A 15,046-nucleotide genomic window follows, 5' to 3' on the forward strand; every position below is an offset into this window, starting at 1 on the left:
TCTCGGGGATTTTCGCATGCAAAGGGGCGGTTTCTTTGGATCATGGTGAATACATGCAGTTAGCGTTGCAGCTGGCGAAAAGCGGGCAAGGACAGACGCATCCGAATCCTGCCGTCGGTTGCGTCGTCGTGAAAAACGACGCAATCGTCGGGATCGGCAGTCATTTGAAAGCAGGCGAGCCGCACGCGGAAGTGCACGCCGTTCGCATGTCCGGAGCTGACGCGGCAGGCTCCACCGTTTACGTTACACTTGAACCTTGCAGTCATTACGGTCGAACGCCGCCTTGCGCCGACTTGCTCGTCCGGACCGAAGTCCGTGAAGTGTATGTCGCTTGTTTGGATCCGAATCCGAGAGTGAGCGGCCGCGGCGTCGAACGGTTGAAAACTGCCGGCATCACCGTGCACGTTGGGTTGATGCGGGAGCAAGCCGAGGCTGTGAATGCATCTTTTTTCCATTTTATGAAAACGGGCCGTCCATACGTCACCTTAAAGCAGGCGATCAGTCTCGACGGCAAAATCGCCACGAGCGGCGGAGAGAGTCAATGGATTACCGGTGAAAAAGCCCGTTATGACGGACATCGTTATCGCGACAAGAGCGATGCGATCTTGGTCGGCGTCAATACGGTCATCGCCGATAATCCTTCATTGACGGCGAGACTGGAAGGCGGCGGGAGGAATCCGGTTCGCGTCGTGCTCGACAGCCGGTTGCGCCTCCCATTAGATGCGAAAGTGTTGACGGACGGGGAGGCGGAAACTTGGGTCGTCACGACGAGGCTGTCGATGGTGGAAAAAAGGCGAAAGCTTAAAGCGCTCGGCGCAGATGTGATCGTAATGGATGGGGAGACGATCGAAATCAATGCCTTGTTGCGCAGTCTCGGCGAAAGAGAAATTGTTTCGCTGCTTGTTGAAGGCGGGGCATCGGTGAGCGGGAGCTTTTTGGAAGCGCGCTGCGCAGATCAAGTCGTGACGTATATCGCGCCGAAATTGCTGGGCGGAAGCGATGCGCCGTCCGCATTTGCTGGAAAAGGATTCGAGAAGCTCGCCGACGCCGTCGGGTTAACGTTTGCTTCCGTCGAGCGATTCGGAAGCGACTTGAAAATCATCGCTACACGGGAAGAAAGGAACCGATAACGACATGTTTACAGGAATCGTAGAAGAAATGGGCAAGATCGCGCGGATTGAACGAGGCGACACCGCATTTCGAATGACCATTCAGGCAAACCTAGTACTTGAGGACTTAAATGTCGGAGACAGCGTTTCCGTTAATGGCGTATGTTTGACCGTAACGAGGCGTACCGGAGATGCGTTTGAAGTGGATGTGATGCCGGAGACCGTGAAAGCGACCGGCTTTCAAACGGCCGCTGCCGGCTTGCGTGTCAATTTGGAGCGTTCAATGGCGGCGGACGGGCGGTTCGGCGGACATTTTGTATCGGGACACGTCGACGGCACGGGCGAAATCGTCGAGAAACAACCGCAAGAAAATGCGGTGTATTATCAAATCCGGACGTCAGAAGCGATTGTGCGCTATCTCGTAATGAAAGGTTCTGTCGCCGTTGACGGTACGAGTCTGACGGTGTTCGGTGTCGACAATGATACGTTTACGCTTGCTTTGATCCCCCACACGATGAACGAGACGGTGCTCGGGGAAAAACAAGTCGGAGACATCGTGAACATTGAATGCGACGTGGTTGGGAAATATATTGAAAAATTCACGTTGAACCGGACGAAAGAAGAAGGTGCGGAAGATGTTTGATCCGATTGAGGAAGCGCTCACGGAGCTGAAACAAGGAAGAATGGTCATCGTTTGTGACGACGAGGACCGGGAAAACGAAGGGGATTTTGTCGCGCTTGCCGAACACGTTACGCCGGAAACGATTAATTTCATGAGCCGTCACGGGAGAGGTCTCATTTGCATGCCGATTACTGAATCGAAAGCGAAACGGTTGGAACTGCCGTTGATGGTCGATGAAAATACGGATAACCACCAAACGGCGTTCACCGTTTCTGTCGACCATGTGTCGACGGATACAGGCATTTCGGCGTTCGAACGGGCTCGTACTGTGCGTGAACTCGTGAAAGAAGAAGCGAAGGCGGACGACTTTAAAAAACCGGGACATATTTTCCCGCTCATCGCCCGGGAAGGCGGCGTTTTGCAACGCGCCGGCCACACGGAAGCGTCGGTGGAGCTGGCGAAACTATGCGACGCGGCGCCGGCCGCCGTCATCTGTGAAATCATGAAGGACGACGGCACCATGGCCCGTGTTCCGGATTTGCGCGCGATCGCCGACCGGTTTCAGTTGAAGATGATCACGATCACCGACTTGATCGCGTATCGATTTAACAAAGAAAAGCCGGTGCGGCGGGAAGTGGAAATTACGTTGCCAACCGAGTTCGGAACGTTTCGCGCAGTCGGCTTTTCGAACACTATCGATCAGAAAGAAAACATCGCGTTAGTGAAAGGGGAGGTGAGCGGAGACGAACCCGTGCTTGTTCGTCTGCATTCCGAATGTTTGACGGGCGATGTTTTCGGATCGCATCGTTGCGATTGCGGTGAACAACTTCACGCGGCGCTCGCGAAAATCGAAGAACGCGGGCGAGGGGTGCTGCTCTATTTGCGTCAGGAAGGGCGCGGCATCGGATTGTTGAACAAACTGCACGCCTATAAGCTTCAGGAAGAAGGATACGATACGGTCGAGGCGAACGAAAAGCTCGGCTTTCAAGCCGATTTACGCGATTATGGCATCGCGGCGCAAATGTTGCGGAATCTCGGCATTCGTAAAATCCGGCTGTTGACGAACAATCCGCGCAAAATCAGCGGCCTGTCCGGATACGGCATCGAAGTGGTCGAAAGAATTCCGTTGCAGTCACCATCCACGGCAGAAAACGAACGATACTTGCAAACGAAATATGAAAAACTCGGGCATTTGCTGCATTTGTAAGCGGAAACGGAGGAATTTACCATGGAAAAGGTTTACGAAGGCGGACTCGTTGGCCATGATTTAACTATCGGCATCGTCGTCAGCCGGTTTAATGAATTCATTACCAATGAATTATTGCAAGGAGCCCTTCATACGTTAAAAAGACACGGGGTTTCCGAAGATGACATTGACGTCGTTCGAGTACCTGGCGCATTTGAGATTCCCGGCGCCGCGAAAAAGATGGCGCAAACGGGGAAATACGACGCGATCGTTACGCTCGGCGCGGTCATTCGCGGGGCGACGACACATTACGATTACGTTTGCAGCAGCGTCGCATCCGGCGTTTCTGCCGTCGCGCTGGAAGCCGGTATTCCCGTCATTTTCGGCGTGTTAACGACGGAAACGATTGAGCAGGCGATCGAACGCTCCGGAACGAAAGCCGGGAACAAAGGGTCTGAGGCGGCGGCTGCCGCTGTCGAGACGGCGAATTTGTATCAGAAGCTGTAAACACTCGCAACCGATGAAGAAATTCGTTATAATGGATTCTCGTAAGGAAGTTTCAAATGCAAACGTGAGCGAAAAGCCTGCAGATGAAGAGGGATGAAGATGTTAATTCGGTACAAACAAAGTTACGAAAAAATTGCCATGGGCCTTCTCTCTTTCATGCCGGGGGAAGAAAACTTGAAACAGTTGCAAAGCACAATGCACGAATACGAGACGAATGAGCATTGGCGGCTGTTCTTATGGAAGGATGACGACATCACCGGCATCATCGGTATTCGGATCATCGATGAAGATACGGCCGAGGTGCAGCATTTGAGCGTCAATCCTTCGCATCGCGGGCAAGGGCTCGGCAAGCGCATGATTCAACAATTGAAAGACATGCTGCGCGAGGAGTACGAGCTCGTTCCGAACAAGAAATTGAAAGGATTTTTCGAAAACTGCGGGTTTGACGACGCTCAATAACCTCTTTTCTTTTTTTCTCTATTGGAAACGATCGAATCCCGATCCGGCTGTTCATGTTTGTTTACGATAAGTTCATCAGTGAGGTCACTCGGGTTGCCCATCGTGCAGCCTTTTTCTTTGCATTTTTTTTCGCAATGGGCCCATAGACTGCGATCGGTTACAGGCAAGTCAGCGCTCCGGTATTTCATTTCCCGCGCTGTTTCCTGTTCCCACTTCCGCAATAATGCGAGCAATGCTTTCGCGTCGACGGCGAGGCGTTCCAATTCTTCCTTCGCCCCTCGCAAATTTTCGTATGCGCGGGCGAATGCTTTTCTTGCCCCTGCCGTGCGGTTTCGCCGCCAATGGTACATGCCGACCGCAATTTGGATCAGTCCTCGCCAATGCGCTTTTCGTTCCCCGCGCGGCGCCTTCTTCCATTCCCGTTCCAACACTTCGTGGCATTCGAAATAATCGCGCGTTCCGTGAAAGTGTACGAGAAATTCGACATACGCTTTTGGATACATATGGACACCTCCTTTCTGTGATTTTATCAAATTTCCGACTTATGCTATAATGTTCGACAGTTTCACTTTCGGACGGAAAGGCGAGATGATGGTTGGAGTATAACGTGAAATTGGATGCTTTTGAAGGACCGCTCGATCTGCTGCTTCATCTCGTAAATCGAATGGAAATCGACATCCACGACATATCGATCACCGAAATTACCGATCAATATTTGCGTTTCATTCACGCGATGCAAGAATTGCAGCTGGACGTTGCCGGGGACTATTTAGTCATGGCGGCGACGCTCTTGCACGTGAAAAGCAAGATGCTGCTTCCGAACGAAGAAATCGACGTTGAGGATGACGAATACGAAGCGTTTGCCGAAGATCCGCGGGAAGAATTGATCCGCCGTCTCGTTGAATACCGGAAATACAAAATCGTTTCGGAACGTTTGAGAGAGCGGGAATCACGCTGGCAGCAGGCGTATGCGAAACCGCCGGTCCCGCTCGGGGAACCGCAGGCGAAAGTTCTCGGCGAGCGTTCCGTATATGATCTTGCCGCCGCTTTGCAAAAGATGATCCGCCGCAAACTCGTGCAAGTGCCGCGGAAAACGAAGATTCGGCGCCAGGAATGGTCAGTGAAAGATCGAATGAACGAAATCATGACCGTTTTTAAGGAAGCGCCTGGACGGAAATCGTTCAGCGACTTTTACGATCCGGACGACCGTGAACATCTCGTGACGACGTTTTTGGCGGTGCTCGAATTAATGAAAAAACGAAAGGTCGCGTGCAAACAAGAAGGGAATTTTTCGGAAATTTCGATATACGAGCTCAAGGAAGGAGACGAGAGCAATGAATAAAACGGCGATTGTTGAAGGGCTGTTGTTTCTTGCCGGCGACGACGGGCTGGAAGCAAAGGAGATCGCGAACGTGCTCGAGATGGACGTCCGTCTCGTTGAAGAATTGATGGAGCAAATGAAAATGAATTACGCCGGGGAAGCGAACGGCTTTGAGCTTGTTGAGATCGCAGGGACGTACAAATTCATGACGAAGCCGGAACTTGCCCCTTACATTCAAAAATTGCTCGAGTCACCGGGAGAGGCGCGGCTGTCGCAGGCAGCGCTTGAAACATTGGCGATCGTTGCCTACAAACAACCGATTACGCGTGCAGAAATTGAAGACATTCGCGGTGTGAAAACGGAGAAGGTGTTGCAGACGCTCGCTGCACATGCGTTGATCAAGGAAGTCGGACGCGCGGAAGGTACCGGGCGGGCGATTTTGTATGGAACAACTGACGAGTTTTTGCAATATTTTGGGTTGCATTCGCTTCAGGAACTGCCTCCGTTTCCGGACGAACTTGAGAAGGAAGCGAACGAAGAAATCGAATTATTCGAAAAAAATGATCCTGCTCTGGAGACCCCGTGATATAATGGAACAAGAAAAGGAGGCGTCCACCCGTGAAAATCATTCATTGTTCAGGAGAACGATTGGAGAAATCGTCTCCGACCTCGCCGGAAGACGCTTTTGTCCGTTCGACAGTAAAGTATGAAGCGGATGGGCGTGAACGAAAACTGGAAGTGGTGTATTTGCGTTGCTTTGAAGATGATCTCAGCGAATGGGCACCGTTCGAAGGCGATCCTTTGTTCGCCGCAGGCACAAGAGAAGTTCACCTCCGCGACGCAGCCGCCGTTGCTGCGCTCGTGCAAGATCCGAAAATGCAGCAGCGCAAACGTTTATACTTGCACGATGTGAAGGGATTGGCCAATTTGTTTGAACGATTAAATGTCGAAGCGTTCATCGAACTGTTTCAACGACTTGAGACGGAAGGATGTTATTTATGGACATCGTCGATTCCGTTTTTGAAGCAGGCGAACGCGCATGCTGAATAAACATACGGTTACTCCTTGATTCGTCCGCGTCCTGCGGGCATTTTTTTATGGAATCGGGTTCGGGTTCATATCCGTGCTTGGCCGGCATAAACTTGTACAAAACCGAGAAAAGGGAACGAGGTAATTATGCTGAAAATTGGATTCACGCACTTCTTGCTTGCGGTGATCTTCGTTTCTTTCGTGCCGCTCGGCGAACTTTCCGCTCAAGCGGCAAGTCATCCGGGCGTGTCGGCTCGAAACGCGGTATTGATGGAACAAGAATCCGGGCGGATGTTGTTCGGCAAACATGCTCACGAAAAAAGACGAATCGCCAGCATTACGAAAATCATGACGGCGGTCCTCGCGATCGAGGAAGGGGATCTCGACAAAAAGGTGACGATCAGCCGCAATGCAGCCAATACGGAAGGGTCGTCGCTGTATTTGCAAAAAGGCGAGCACGTTCGTTTGAAAGATCTCGTATACGGACTAATGCTTCGGTCAGGGAACGACGCTGCCGTTGCCATTGCCGAAGCGGTCGGAGGCAGCGTGGAAGGCTTTACGCGATTAATGAACCAGAAAGCCGCACAAATCGGGATGACCGATACGCGGTTTGCCAATCCGCACGGGCTTGATGACCATCAAAAAATGTATTCGACCGCTTACGACATGGCGCTGTTGATGCGCTATGCGATGAAAAACAAAACGTTCCGGGAAATCACGAGCACGAAAGTGCATCGCGTCGATGATCCGGACGGAACCGGGACCCTCGTATGGTTGAATAAAAATAAGCTGCTGCGAATGTATCCGTATGCGACGGGAGGAAAAACCGGTTACACACGGATGGCAAAGCGAACGCTGGTGTCGACGGCCAAAAAAGACGGACTGGCGCTGATCGCGGTGACTTTGAACGATCCGGATGATTGGGACGATCATATGAATTTGTTTGACTGGGGCTTCCGAACCTTCGATCTAAAAACGGTCGTGGAAAAAGGGATCGTCCCCGGCATCGAAAATGCGTTCTACAGCGGCAAAGTTTACGTGAAACAAGCGTTTCGCTATCCAGTGACGAATGACGAAAAGGATGAATTACATACGTCGCTTACGTTGTATGAACCGCCGGCGGACGGCAAATGGAAAAACGGAAAAGCGCCGTCTCCGGTCGGCATGGTTCACGTACTGCTTGACGATGAAAAAGTAGCCGATGTTCCCGTTTATTTTCGGGAAGGCGAAAACGAAGACAAAGGCTTTTGGGATTTTTTCCGCGACGTGTTCTCGTTCATCGCCGGGAAGCGTTACGATGGTTAATTTTATATGGATGGGTTTATTGTTGTTCGGCTTTCTGTTCGCCGCCGTCAACGGAAATGTTGAAGCCGTCAACGAAGCCGTCTTTAAAGGTGCGGAAAAAGGGGTAACGGTCAGTTTCGGGTTGATCAGCATTCTTGTCTTTTGGCTCGGGCTGATGAAAATCGCCGAAAAGGCCGGGTTGTTGCGCCGGTTGGCCGACGGTTGTCGTCCGCTTGCAAAACGGTTGTTTCCGGAAGTCCCTCCGGATCATCCAGCGATGGGCTACATTTTGTCGAACATGGTGGCGAACTTTTTCGGACTCGGAAATGCGGCGACGCCGATGGGAATTAAAGCGATGGAACAATTGCGGGAGTTAAACGGGGGAAGCCGGTCGGCCAGCCGGTCGATGATCACGCTGCTCGCGTTGAATACGTCGAGTTTAACGATCATTCCAACTACGGTGATCGCGATTCGCATGAACTTTGGGTCTGACGCCCCGACGGAAATCGTCGGACCGACGATCGCGGCCACGGCTTGTTCGACCCTTGCGGCCATCGGAATCGACCGTCTCTTTTACTATCGCAGGCAAAGCAGGAGGGATTGACATGTCCGTTGTCTCGGCGATTTCGATTTGGCTCATCCCTGCCCTGATCGGATTTGTCCTCGCTTACGGCACTTACAAACAGGTGCCGACGTATGAAGCGTTCGTCGAAGGCGGCAAAGAAGGATTCAAAACAGCTGTGCAAATCATTCCTTTTCTCGTCGGCATGCTCGTCGCCATCGAAGTGTTTCGGGCTTCGGGGGCGATGGACTTTGTTATTACGCTGCTTCGCCCGGCACTAGAGCTGATCGGATTTCCCGCCGAAGTCGTCCCGCTTGCGATTATCCGACCGATATCCGGCACCGGCGCGCTCGCGATGACGACGAATTTAATCGACACGTACGGCCCCGATTCTTTCATCGGAAGGCTTGCCTCGACGATGCAAGGAAGTACGGACACAACGCTGTATGTTCTCACCGTTTATTTCGGCGCTGTCGGCATTCAAAAAATGGGTGATGCTTTGAAAGTCGGCCTTCTCGCTGATTTGGCCGGCATGATCGCCGCATTCGTTATCGTCTCCCTCGTGTTTGCCTAAAGGCCGTTTCTTTTGCCCGACCGATGAGGTCGGGTTGTTTGCGTGCGTTTTCTTGAGAATTGCCAGCTCGAAGAGTATGATGAGGATTGAGGTGAAACAATGGAACGTTTGCAAAAAGCGATCGCCCAGGCGGGCGTGACTTCACGAAGAAAGGCGGAAGATCTCATTCGCGCCGGAAAGGTGAAGGTGAACGGCGAAACGGTGACAACGCTCGGCACAAAGGTGTCGGCGAGCGACGAGATCGAAGTGAACGGCATTCCGATCGAAAAAGAGGCGCCGGTTTACTTTTTGTTGTACAAGCCGTCCGGCGTCCTGTCCGCGGTGAAGGATGACAGAGGCCGTAAAGTCGTCACCGACTTTTTCCCGCATGTCGAAAAGCGAATCTTTCCCGTCGGCCGGCTCGATTACGACACGTCCGGCCTGCTGTTGTTGACGAACGACGGCGAATTCGCAAATCGATTAATGCATCCGAAATATGAACTTGACAAAACCTATGTCGCCAAAATCGAAGGCGCGCTGCCGAAAGAGAAACAGAAGGAATTGGAGAAGGGCGTCCTGCTTGATGACGGAAAGACGGCACCGGCCATCGTGAACGTATTGGCGGCCGACAAAAAGAAAAACGCGACGATCGTCGAAATGACGATTCACGAAGGCCGCAACCGGCAAGTGCGAAGAATGTTTGACGCTGTCGGAAACCGCGTCTTGAAACTGAAGCGGGAAAAGTATGCATTCTTGACCGTGAAAGGCATGAATCCCGGCGAATGGCGGGAATTGACGCCGCACGAAGTGAGGAAACTGCATGCTTTGTCAGAGAACTGAACGCCGCAGGCAGCGGATGTCACATAACCGTCAAAATTTTCGTCAGAAAACGGTCGATAACGCGGTTATAGTGAAGGTAAGGCGAATTTGGGGTGTTAACGTTGGATAAAACGATATGCGAATGCGGACATGACAACCCGTACGGCACGATCTTATGCGAAGCATGCGGGAAACCGCTTGAGGAAGAACGAACGCGAGAACTATTGACGATGCGCTATGAAGGAAGTGCGCGCCGCTCGCAAACGTATAAAAGAACGGCGATCGACAAAGTGTGGAATTTCTTTTCCTCGGTCAAAGTCGGCGTGACCCTGATTGTGCTCGTTTTTTCGGCATCGGCGATCGGAACGATTTTTCCTCAAGCCGTGTACATTCCGCCGCAAGCCGACCCGGCGTCTTTTTATCGCGAACAGTACTGGATTTTCGGCGAATTGTACTACCGGATGGGGTTCGATCATTTGTACAGTTCGTGGTGGTTCATCGTCTTGATTGCGCTTCTCGGTTTGTCAACGATCATCGCCAGTATCGACCGCGGAGTTCCGTTGTACCGAGCGTTGAAAAATCAAAGCGTCACCCGTCATGACATTTTCATGCGCCGGCAGCGCCTGTTCAGCCAAACGGAAACGAAAGCGGTTACCGAGACGATGGCTGCCGCCGAGCGAGCGTTGCGCGAGAAAAGATACAACATTCGCGAAGCTGACGGGAACGTGTTTGCGGAAAAAGGAAAGTTTTCGCGGTGGGGTGCTTACGTCAATCATTGCGGCTTGATTATCGTCATGATCGGGGCGATGCTTCGTTTTTTCCCCGGCATGTACATCGATAAAAATTTCTGGGTCAGCGAAGGGCAAACGAAAAAAATTCCCGGAACGAACGGCGAATATTATATTGAAAATCACGATTTCATTTTGGAAATGTACGACAAGAACGATGATCGGTTTGGAAAAGCGGTGCGCGAGGAAGCGAACGGAATGCTTCCGAAAAACTATCAAACGAACGTAACGCTTTACCGGCGGACCGATGAGGGGATTCTCGGATCTGATCCGCAATTGAAAAAGATGAAAGACGACAAGATTCGCGTCAATCATCCGCTGGAGTTCGGTGATTATGCCGTTTACCAAGTTGACTTTCAGATTAATGCGTTCAGCAAGATGAGCTTTTCGTTAAGCAAAAAGAACAACGAGAAAAAATCGTTCGGGACGTTCACCGTCGATTTGTACGATCCGAAAGACGTGTATCGGTTGAAAGACGGATACAAAGTGAAATTGCTCGCGTACTTTCCCGATTTTTATTTTAACGACAAAAACGAACCGGCGACGAAATCGCCGATCCCGAACAACCCGGCGTTTGTTTTCAAAATGTTTACGCCCGATAAGCCGGAAGGCGAAACCGCATTTGTCGCGATTCGGAAAAATGCCGATATTAACGGAACGAACGAATACAAGTTGAATTTCGCGGGTCTTGAGACGAAAGACATAAGCGCTTTGAACGTTCACAAGGACGAAACGTTATGGATCATCGTATTCGGGGCAATCCTGTTCATGATCGGCGTTGTGCAAGGCTTGTATTGGCAGTACCGCCGGATTTGGCTGAAAAGAAAAGACGGCGAAATTTGGCTGGCCGCTTCGACGAACAAAAACTGGTACGGGTTGCAAAAAGATTTGCAGCACGTCGCGGACGCGGCCGCATTGAATGAACCGAAAGACAAGTTGAAAACCTAAAACGAGGAAAGGGGGCGGATGCTCGATGGCCGAATTGAGCAGCAACTTGTTGTTAATCGCATTTATTTTGTATGTCGCCGACACGATCGTGTTTGCGATTGCTTTGACAGGCAAGAATTGGGACCGCCGCGACCCGGAAGACCATGAGAAAACGTGGGGGCGTCTCGGTTATTTGCTCGCGTTCTTCGGTTTTCTGTTCCAGCTCGGTTATTTCATCACGCGCTGGATTGCCGAGAGCCACGTGCCTGTCAGCAACCTGTTCGAATTTACAACCTTTTTCGGCATGATGCTCGTCTTTGCGTTTCTTATCATTTATTCGATTTACAAAAAAAACGTCCTTGGATTGTTCACAATTCCGGTCGCTGTGATCGTGATCGCTTACGCGAGCGTGTTTCCTTCGGAAATGGCGCCGCTCATTCCCGCTTTGCAAAGCTACTGGCTTTATATTCACGTTACGACAGCGGCCACCGGCGAGGCGATTCTAGCTGTAAGTTTCGGCGCCGGCCTCATTTACTTGATTCGCGTCGTGGACCAATCGAGATCGAGCAAACATACGTTTTGGCTCGAATTCGTCATGTATTCGATGTTGGCCACGGTCGCGTTCGTCGTCATCTCTTGGGGGTTTCGGGCCGCCGACTATCATGTCGCTTTCCAATGGGTGAACGAGAAAGGGGAACAGGCGAAGATCGTGTATGAAATGCCGGCCATTGCCGGACCCTACGAAGGAACAAAACTAACAGAGAACACCTTCGGACCGTTGTTTTCAACGCCTTCGTGGATGCACGGCGCCAACGCGCCGACAAAACTGAACACGTTCATTTGGTCGATGTTCGGCGGATTGATTTTATATGGGCTCATTCGTTTGGCGCTTCGAAAAAGAATTTCCGCGGCCATTCAGCCCGTCGTGAAAGACGTACGCCCGCAGTTGGCGGATGAAATCAGTTACCGCGCGGTAGCGATCGGATTGCCCGTCTTTACCCTCGGAGGGCTTATTTTCGCCGCGATATGGGCGCAGGAAGCTTGGACCCGATTTTGGGGTTGGGATCCAAAGGAAGTGTGGGCGTTAATCACGTTTTTGTTTTATGTCGCGTATTTGCATTTGCGCCTGTCGCGAGGTTGGCACGGAACGAAATCCGCATGGCTTTGCGTGATCGGTTTCGTGATCATCATGTTCAATCTCATTTTCGTCAACTTGGTCATTGCCGGATTGCATTCTTACGCTTAAAGACCTTCACGTCTGTGAAGGTTTTTCCTTCATTTGTTAGTCAATGTTTAGGAGGGCAAGGACATGGATATCGATAAAAAAACAACCGTATTGGTCGTCGACGATGAAGAACGGATTCGCCGCCTGCTCCGAATGTATTTGGAAAGAGAGCATTATTCGGTCGAAGAAGCTGAAGACGGGGAAACGGCGTTGGAAATGGCGCTTGCTAAGGAGTACGACCTTATTTTGCTCGACTTGATGATGCCGGGGATGGACGGCGAAGAAGTGTGCCGGCGTTTGCGCGAGAAAAAAGCGACCCCGGTCATCATGTTGACGGCGAAAGAAGAGGAAGCTGACCGAGTGCAAGGTTTTGAAGCGGGGACCGACGATTACGTTGTAAAGCCGTTCAGTCCGCGCGAGGTCGTGCTGCGCGTGAAAGCGTTGCTCAGAAGGGCGTCGACGACGAAATTTCTCGAAACCGATACGACGACGAAAAACGTGCTCATGTTTCCGCATTTGATGATCGATCACGATGCCCACCGCGTGAAAGTGGATGACAAGGAAGTCAGTTTGACACCGAAAGAATACGAACTGATCTATTTCCTCGCTCAAGCGCCGGATAAAGTATTTTCCCGCGAACAGTTGTTAAAGGAAGTGTGGAATTACGATTTCTTCGGCGATTTGCGGACGGTCGACACGCACGTAAAACGATTGCGTGAAAAATTAAGCCGAATTTCCCCCGAGGCGGCCGACATGATTGTCACCGTTTGGGGAGTCGGCTACAAGTTTGAGGTCGTGAACGAGTAATGACGTGGTTATGGCGCAGTGTCGTCGGTAAGTTATGGATCACCATATTAATGCTCGTTTCGGTCGTTTTGTTTATTTTGACGGTGCTTTTGCTGCAATTTTTTGAAAATTATTATACACAGCAAGCGGAACAAGACTTGAAAGGATTGGCTTGGCAAATTTCCGGGATCATGGAAAAATATGATGACCACGATACGGCATTGAACACATCTTGGGAAATTTTAAAAGCGCACGCCGCACGGGGGTTGATCGTGAAAAACGATGAAACGCAATGGGCGTCTCCGCAAAAGCCGGATTTGCCGAGCTTGTCTTACGAAGTTTTTCAAAACGATCCGGAACTTTCCCGTGTTTTGGAAAACGACAAGCCGGTCACGAAACTCGGCGGACGCAAAAACATATTGATCGTCGGCGTTCCGATGCATTTGAACGGCAATGACGGGGCCGTCTATTTATATCAATCGCTCGAGGTCATCCGCCATACGACCGACCAAGCGAAAAAACTCATTTACATCAGTGCCGCGATCGCGATCATTTTAACGACGTTTTTCGCATTCTTCCTTTCCACGCGCATCGCGGCGCCGCTGAGAAAAATGCGCGAGGCGGCGTTGCAGGTCGCGCAAGGAAAGTTCAACGTGAAAGTACCGATCGTCACCCATGATGAAATCGGGGAACTCGCCGTTGCTTTCAACCGAATGGGGCGGGAGCTCAAGGGGAACATCACCGCGCTCAATCAAGAAAAAGAACAGCTGTCCGGAGTGTTAAGCAGCATGGCCGACGGCGTGTTGACGTTTGACCGAAACGGAAAAATTCTCGTGACGAATCCGCCCGCCCGCCGCTTTCTGCAAGCATGGCATCATGACAACGGCAATGAAGCGAGGCACGAGCTGCCCGATGCCGTAAACGAATTGTTTACTCGCGTCGTCAATCTCGAAAAAGAACAAATGACGGAAGTCACCATTCAAGGGCGCAGCTGGGTGCTTGTCATGACGCCGTTGTATAACCAGGCGTTCATAAGAGGAGCGGTGGCAGTGCTTCGCGATATGACGGAGGAGCGGCGGCTCGATAAATTGAGGAAAGATTTCATCGCCAACGTTTCGCATGAATTGCGCACGCCAGTTTCCATGTTGCGCGGCTACAGCGAAGCGATCGTCGATGACATCGCAGCTTCCGATGCGGAAAAAAAAGAAATCGCGAGAATCATCTACGAAGAGTCGCTTCGCATGGGCCGGCTCGTCAATGAACTGCTCGACTTGGCGCGTATGGAAGCGGGCCACATTCACATTCGTCGGGTGGAAGTCGGGATCACCGAATACTTCGAACGGATCATTCGCAAGTTCAGCGGGATCGCGAAGGAAAAACATGTCGAATTGACCTTGTCCTTAAAAGGGGAAGGAGAAGCCGTCTTTGATCCAGACCGCATCGAGCAAGTGTTGACGAATCTGATCGATAATGCGATTCGCCATTGCTCGGAAGGCGGGGAAGTCACTTTGGCGGTCGCCGCGATGAAGGACGGCATGAAAGTGTCGGTCGCCGATACCGGTTCAGGTATTCCCGAAGAGGATCTTCCTTTCGTGTTTGAACGTTTCTACAAAGCCGACAAAGCGAGAACGAGAGGCCGCAAGTCAGGCACGGGACTCGGACTGGCGATCGCGAAAAATCTCGTCGAAGCCCATGAAGGGTCGATCGGCGTGAAAAGCAAGATCGGTGAAGGGACGACGTTTTCGTTTTTCATTCCGCGAATTTCGGAGGATCGCGGCAAATCGTGACGTTTTCTCTTGTTCCATAAGAAACAGCGGAGGCAGCCCGCACGGGCGGCTTCCGCTGTTTTTGTGCGTGAGGGTAATAAAA

17 protein-coding genes are annotated in these 15,046 nt (G+C 51.4%); 16 read left to right on the plus strand and 1 reads right to left on the minus strand.

The annotated features are described in order from the left end of the window. The first annotated feature begins 35 nt into the window (after positions 1-35). The 5 genes from ribD (at position 36) to VFK44_12645 (ending at position 3,883) form a co-directional block, all read left to right on the plus strand. On the plus strand, positions 36-1,130 hold the full coding sequence (gene ribD, locus VFK44_12625) for a bifunctional diaminohydroxyphosphoribosylaminopyrimidine deaminase/5-amino-6-(5-phosphoribosylamino)uracil reductase RibD (GenBank protein ID HET7629209.1): 1,095 nt from the start codon (positions 36-38) through the stop codon (positions 1,128-1,130). Between the two features lie 4 nt (positions 1,131-1,134). Further along, positions 1,135-1,752 carry a riboflavin synthase gene (ribE, locus tag VFK44_12630; GenBank protein ID HET7629210.1) on the plus strand — a complete coding sequence of 206 codons (618 nt, stop codon included), beginning with the start codon at positions 1,135-1,137 and terminating at the stop codon, positions 1,750-1,752. Then, positions 1,745-2,938 (plus strand): bifunctional 3,4-dihydroxy-2-butanone-4-phosphate synthase/GTP cyclohydrolase II, encoded by a 1,194-nt coding sequence (locus VFK44_12635; protein HET7629211.1) that lies wholly within the window; start codon positions 1,745-1,747, stop codon positions 2,936-2,938. Before ribE (VFK44_12630) ends, VFK44_12635 begins: the two co-directional genes overlap by 8 nt. Positions 2,939-2,959: 21 nt before the next feature. Then, a complete protein-coding gene (ribE, locus tag VFK44_12640; GenBank protein ID HET7629212.1) occupies positions 2,960-3,424 on the plus strand; it encodes a 6,7-dimethyl-8-ribityllumazine synthase in 465 nt (154 codons plus the stop codon). Between the two features lie 99 nt (positions 3,425-3,523). Beyond that, the gene (locus VFK44_12645; GenBank protein ID HET7629213.1) at positions 3,524-3,883 is read left to right on the plus strand and encodes a GNAT family N-acetyltransferase; all 360 of its coding nucleotides are present in this window, start codon (positions 3,524-3,526) and stop codon (positions 3,881-3,883) included. Here VFK44_12645 and VFK44_12650 read toward each other — a convergent pair. Then, the gene (locus VFK44_12650; GenBank protein HET7629214.1) at positions 3,877-4,386 is read right to left on the minus strand and encodes a DUF309 domain-containing protein; all 510 of its coding nucleotides are present in this window, start codon (positions 4,384-4,386) and stop codon (positions 3,877-3,879) included. The genes VFK44_12645 and VFK44_12650 overlap by 7 nt on opposite strands. Positions 4,387-4,490: 104 nt before the next feature. Here VFK44_12650 and VFK44_12655 point away from each other — a divergent pair, with 104 nt between their 5' ends. The 11 genes from VFK44_12655 (at position 4,491) to VFK44_12705 (ending at position 14,964) form a co-directional block, all read left to right on the plus strand. Beyond that, the gene (locus tag VFK44_12655) at positions 4,491-5,225 is read left to right on the plus strand and encodes a segregation/condensation protein A (GenBank protein HET7629215.1); all 735 of its coding nucleotides are present in this window, start codon (positions 4,491-4,493) and stop codon (positions 5,223-5,225) included. Then, positions 5,218-5,790 (plus strand): SMC-Scp complex subunit ScpB, encoded by a 573-nt coding sequence (scpB, locus tag VFK44_12660; GenBank protein HET7629216.1) that lies wholly within the window; start codon positions 5,218-5,220, stop codon positions 5,788-5,790. Before VFK44_12655 ends, scpB begins: the two co-directional genes overlap by 8 nt. A gap of 32 nt (positions 5,791-5,822) precedes the next feature. Continuing rightward, a complete protein-coding gene (locus tag VFK44_12665) occupies positions 5,823-6,254 on the plus strand; it encodes a hypothetical protein (GenBank protein HET7629217.1) in 432 nt (143 codons plus the stop codon). Positions 6,255-6,380: 126 nt separating this feature from the next. Further along, the gene (locus VFK44_12670) at positions 6,381-7,538 is read left to right on the plus strand and encodes a D-alanyl-D-alanine carboxypeptidase family protein (protein ID HET7629218.1); all 1,158 of its coding nucleotides are present in this window, start codon (positions 6,381-6,383) and stop codon (positions 7,536-7,538) included. Beyond that, a complete protein-coding gene (locus VFK44_12675; GenBank protein HET7629219.1) occupies positions 7,531-8,121 on the plus strand; it encodes a nucleoside recognition domain-containing protein in 591 nt (196 codons plus the stop codon). The genes VFK44_12670 and VFK44_12675 overlap by 8 nt, the downstream gene beginning before the upstream one ends. A gap of 1 nt (position 8,122) precedes the next feature. Beyond that, positions 8,123-8,653, plus strand: coding sequence for a spore maturation protein (locus VFK44_12680; GenBank protein HET7629220.1), 531 nt, complete (start codon positions 8,123-8,125; stop codon positions 8,651-8,653). A 99-nt stretch (positions 8,654-8,752) separates the two neighbouring features. Beyond that, on the plus strand, positions 8,753-9,472 hold the full coding sequence (locus VFK44_12685) for a pseudouridine synthase (GenBank protein ID HET7629221.1): 720 nt from the start codon (positions 8,753-8,755) through the stop codon (positions 9,470-9,472). Between the two features lie 101 nt (positions 9,473-9,573). Beyond that, complete coding sequence (locus VFK44_12690; GenBank protein HET7629222.1) at positions 9,574-11,187, plus strand: cytochrome c biogenesis protein ResB; 1,614 nt, start codon at positions 9,574-9,576, stop codon at positions 11,185-11,187. 25 nt (positions 11,188-11,212) lie between these two features. Further along, a complete protein-coding gene (gene ccsB, locus VFK44_12695) occupies positions 11,213-12,412 on the plus strand; it encodes a c-type cytochrome biogenesis protein CcsB (GenBank protein HET7629223.1) in 1,200 nt (399 codons plus the stop codon). A 69-nt stretch (positions 12,413-12,481) separates the two neighbouring features. Next, positions 12,482-13,198 carry a response regulator transcription factor gene (locus VFK44_12700; GenBank protein ID HET7629224.1) on the plus strand — a complete coding sequence of 239 codons (717 nt, stop codon included), beginning with the start codon at positions 12,482-12,484 and terminating at the stop codon, positions 13,196-13,198. Then, a complete protein-coding gene (locus VFK44_12705) occupies positions 13,198-14,964 on the plus strand; it encodes an ATP-binding protein (protein HET7629225.1) in 1,767 nt (588 codons plus the stop codon). The genes VFK44_12700 and VFK44_12705 overlap by 1 nt, the downstream gene beginning before the upstream one ends. The last annotated feature ends 82 nt before the right edge of the window (positions 14,965-15,046 follow it).

This window comes from Bacillales bacterium (genome assembly GCA_035700025.1).
In the GTDB taxonomy this organism is placed as follows: domain Bacteria; phylum Bacillota; class Bacilli; order Bacillales; family DASSOY01; genus DASSOY01.

Excerpts from the sequence above, each read along its gene's own strand:
- ribE (HET7629210.1), top strand. The coding sequence starts at position 1,135 with ATGTTTACAGGAATCGTAGAAGAAATGGGCAAGATCGCGCGGATTGAA.
- VFK44_12635 (HET7629211.1), top strand. The coding sequence starts at position 1,745 with ATGTTTGATCCGATTGAGGAAGCGCTCACGGAGCTGAAACAAGGAAGA.
- ribE (HET7629212.1), top strand. The coding sequence starts at position 2,960 with ATGGAAAAGGTTTACGAAGGCGGACTCGTTGGCCATGATTTAACTATC.
- VFK44_12645 (HET7629213.1), top strand. The coding sequence starts at position 3,524 with ATGTTAATTCGGTACAAACAAAGTTACGAAAAAATTGCCATGGGCCTT.
- VFK44_12650 (HET7629214.1), bottom strand. The coding sequence starts at position 4,386 with ATGTATCCAAAAGCGTATGTCGAATTTCTCGTACACTTTCACGGAACG.
- scpB (HET7629216.1), top strand. The coding sequence starts at position 5,218 with ATGAATAAAACGGCGATTGTTGAAGGGCTGTTGTTTCTTGCCGGCGAC.
- VFK44_12670 (HET7629218.1), top strand. The coding sequence starts at position 6,381 with ATGCTGAAAATTGGATTCACGCACTTCTTGCTTGCGGTGATCTTCGTT.
- VFK44_12675 (HET7629219.1), top strand. The coding sequence starts at position 7,531 with ATGGTTAATTTTATATGGATGGGTTTATTGTTGTTCGGCTTTCTGTTC.
- VFK44_12680 (HET7629220.1), top strand. The coding sequence starts at position 8,123 with ATGTCCGTTGTCTCGGCGATTTCGATTTGGCTCATCCCTGCCCTGATC.
- VFK44_12685 (HET7629221.1), top strand. The coding sequence starts at position 8,753 with ATGGAACGTTTGCAAAAAGCGATCGCCCAGGCGGGCGTGACTTCACGA.
- ccsB (HET7629223.1), top strand. The coding sequence starts at position 11,213 with ATGGCCGAATTGAGCAGCAACTTGTTGTTAATCGCATTTATTTTGTAT.
- VFK44_12705 (HET7629225.1), top strand. The coding sequence starts at position 13,198 with ATGACGTGGTTATGGCGCAGTGTCGTCGGTAAGTTATGGATCACCATA.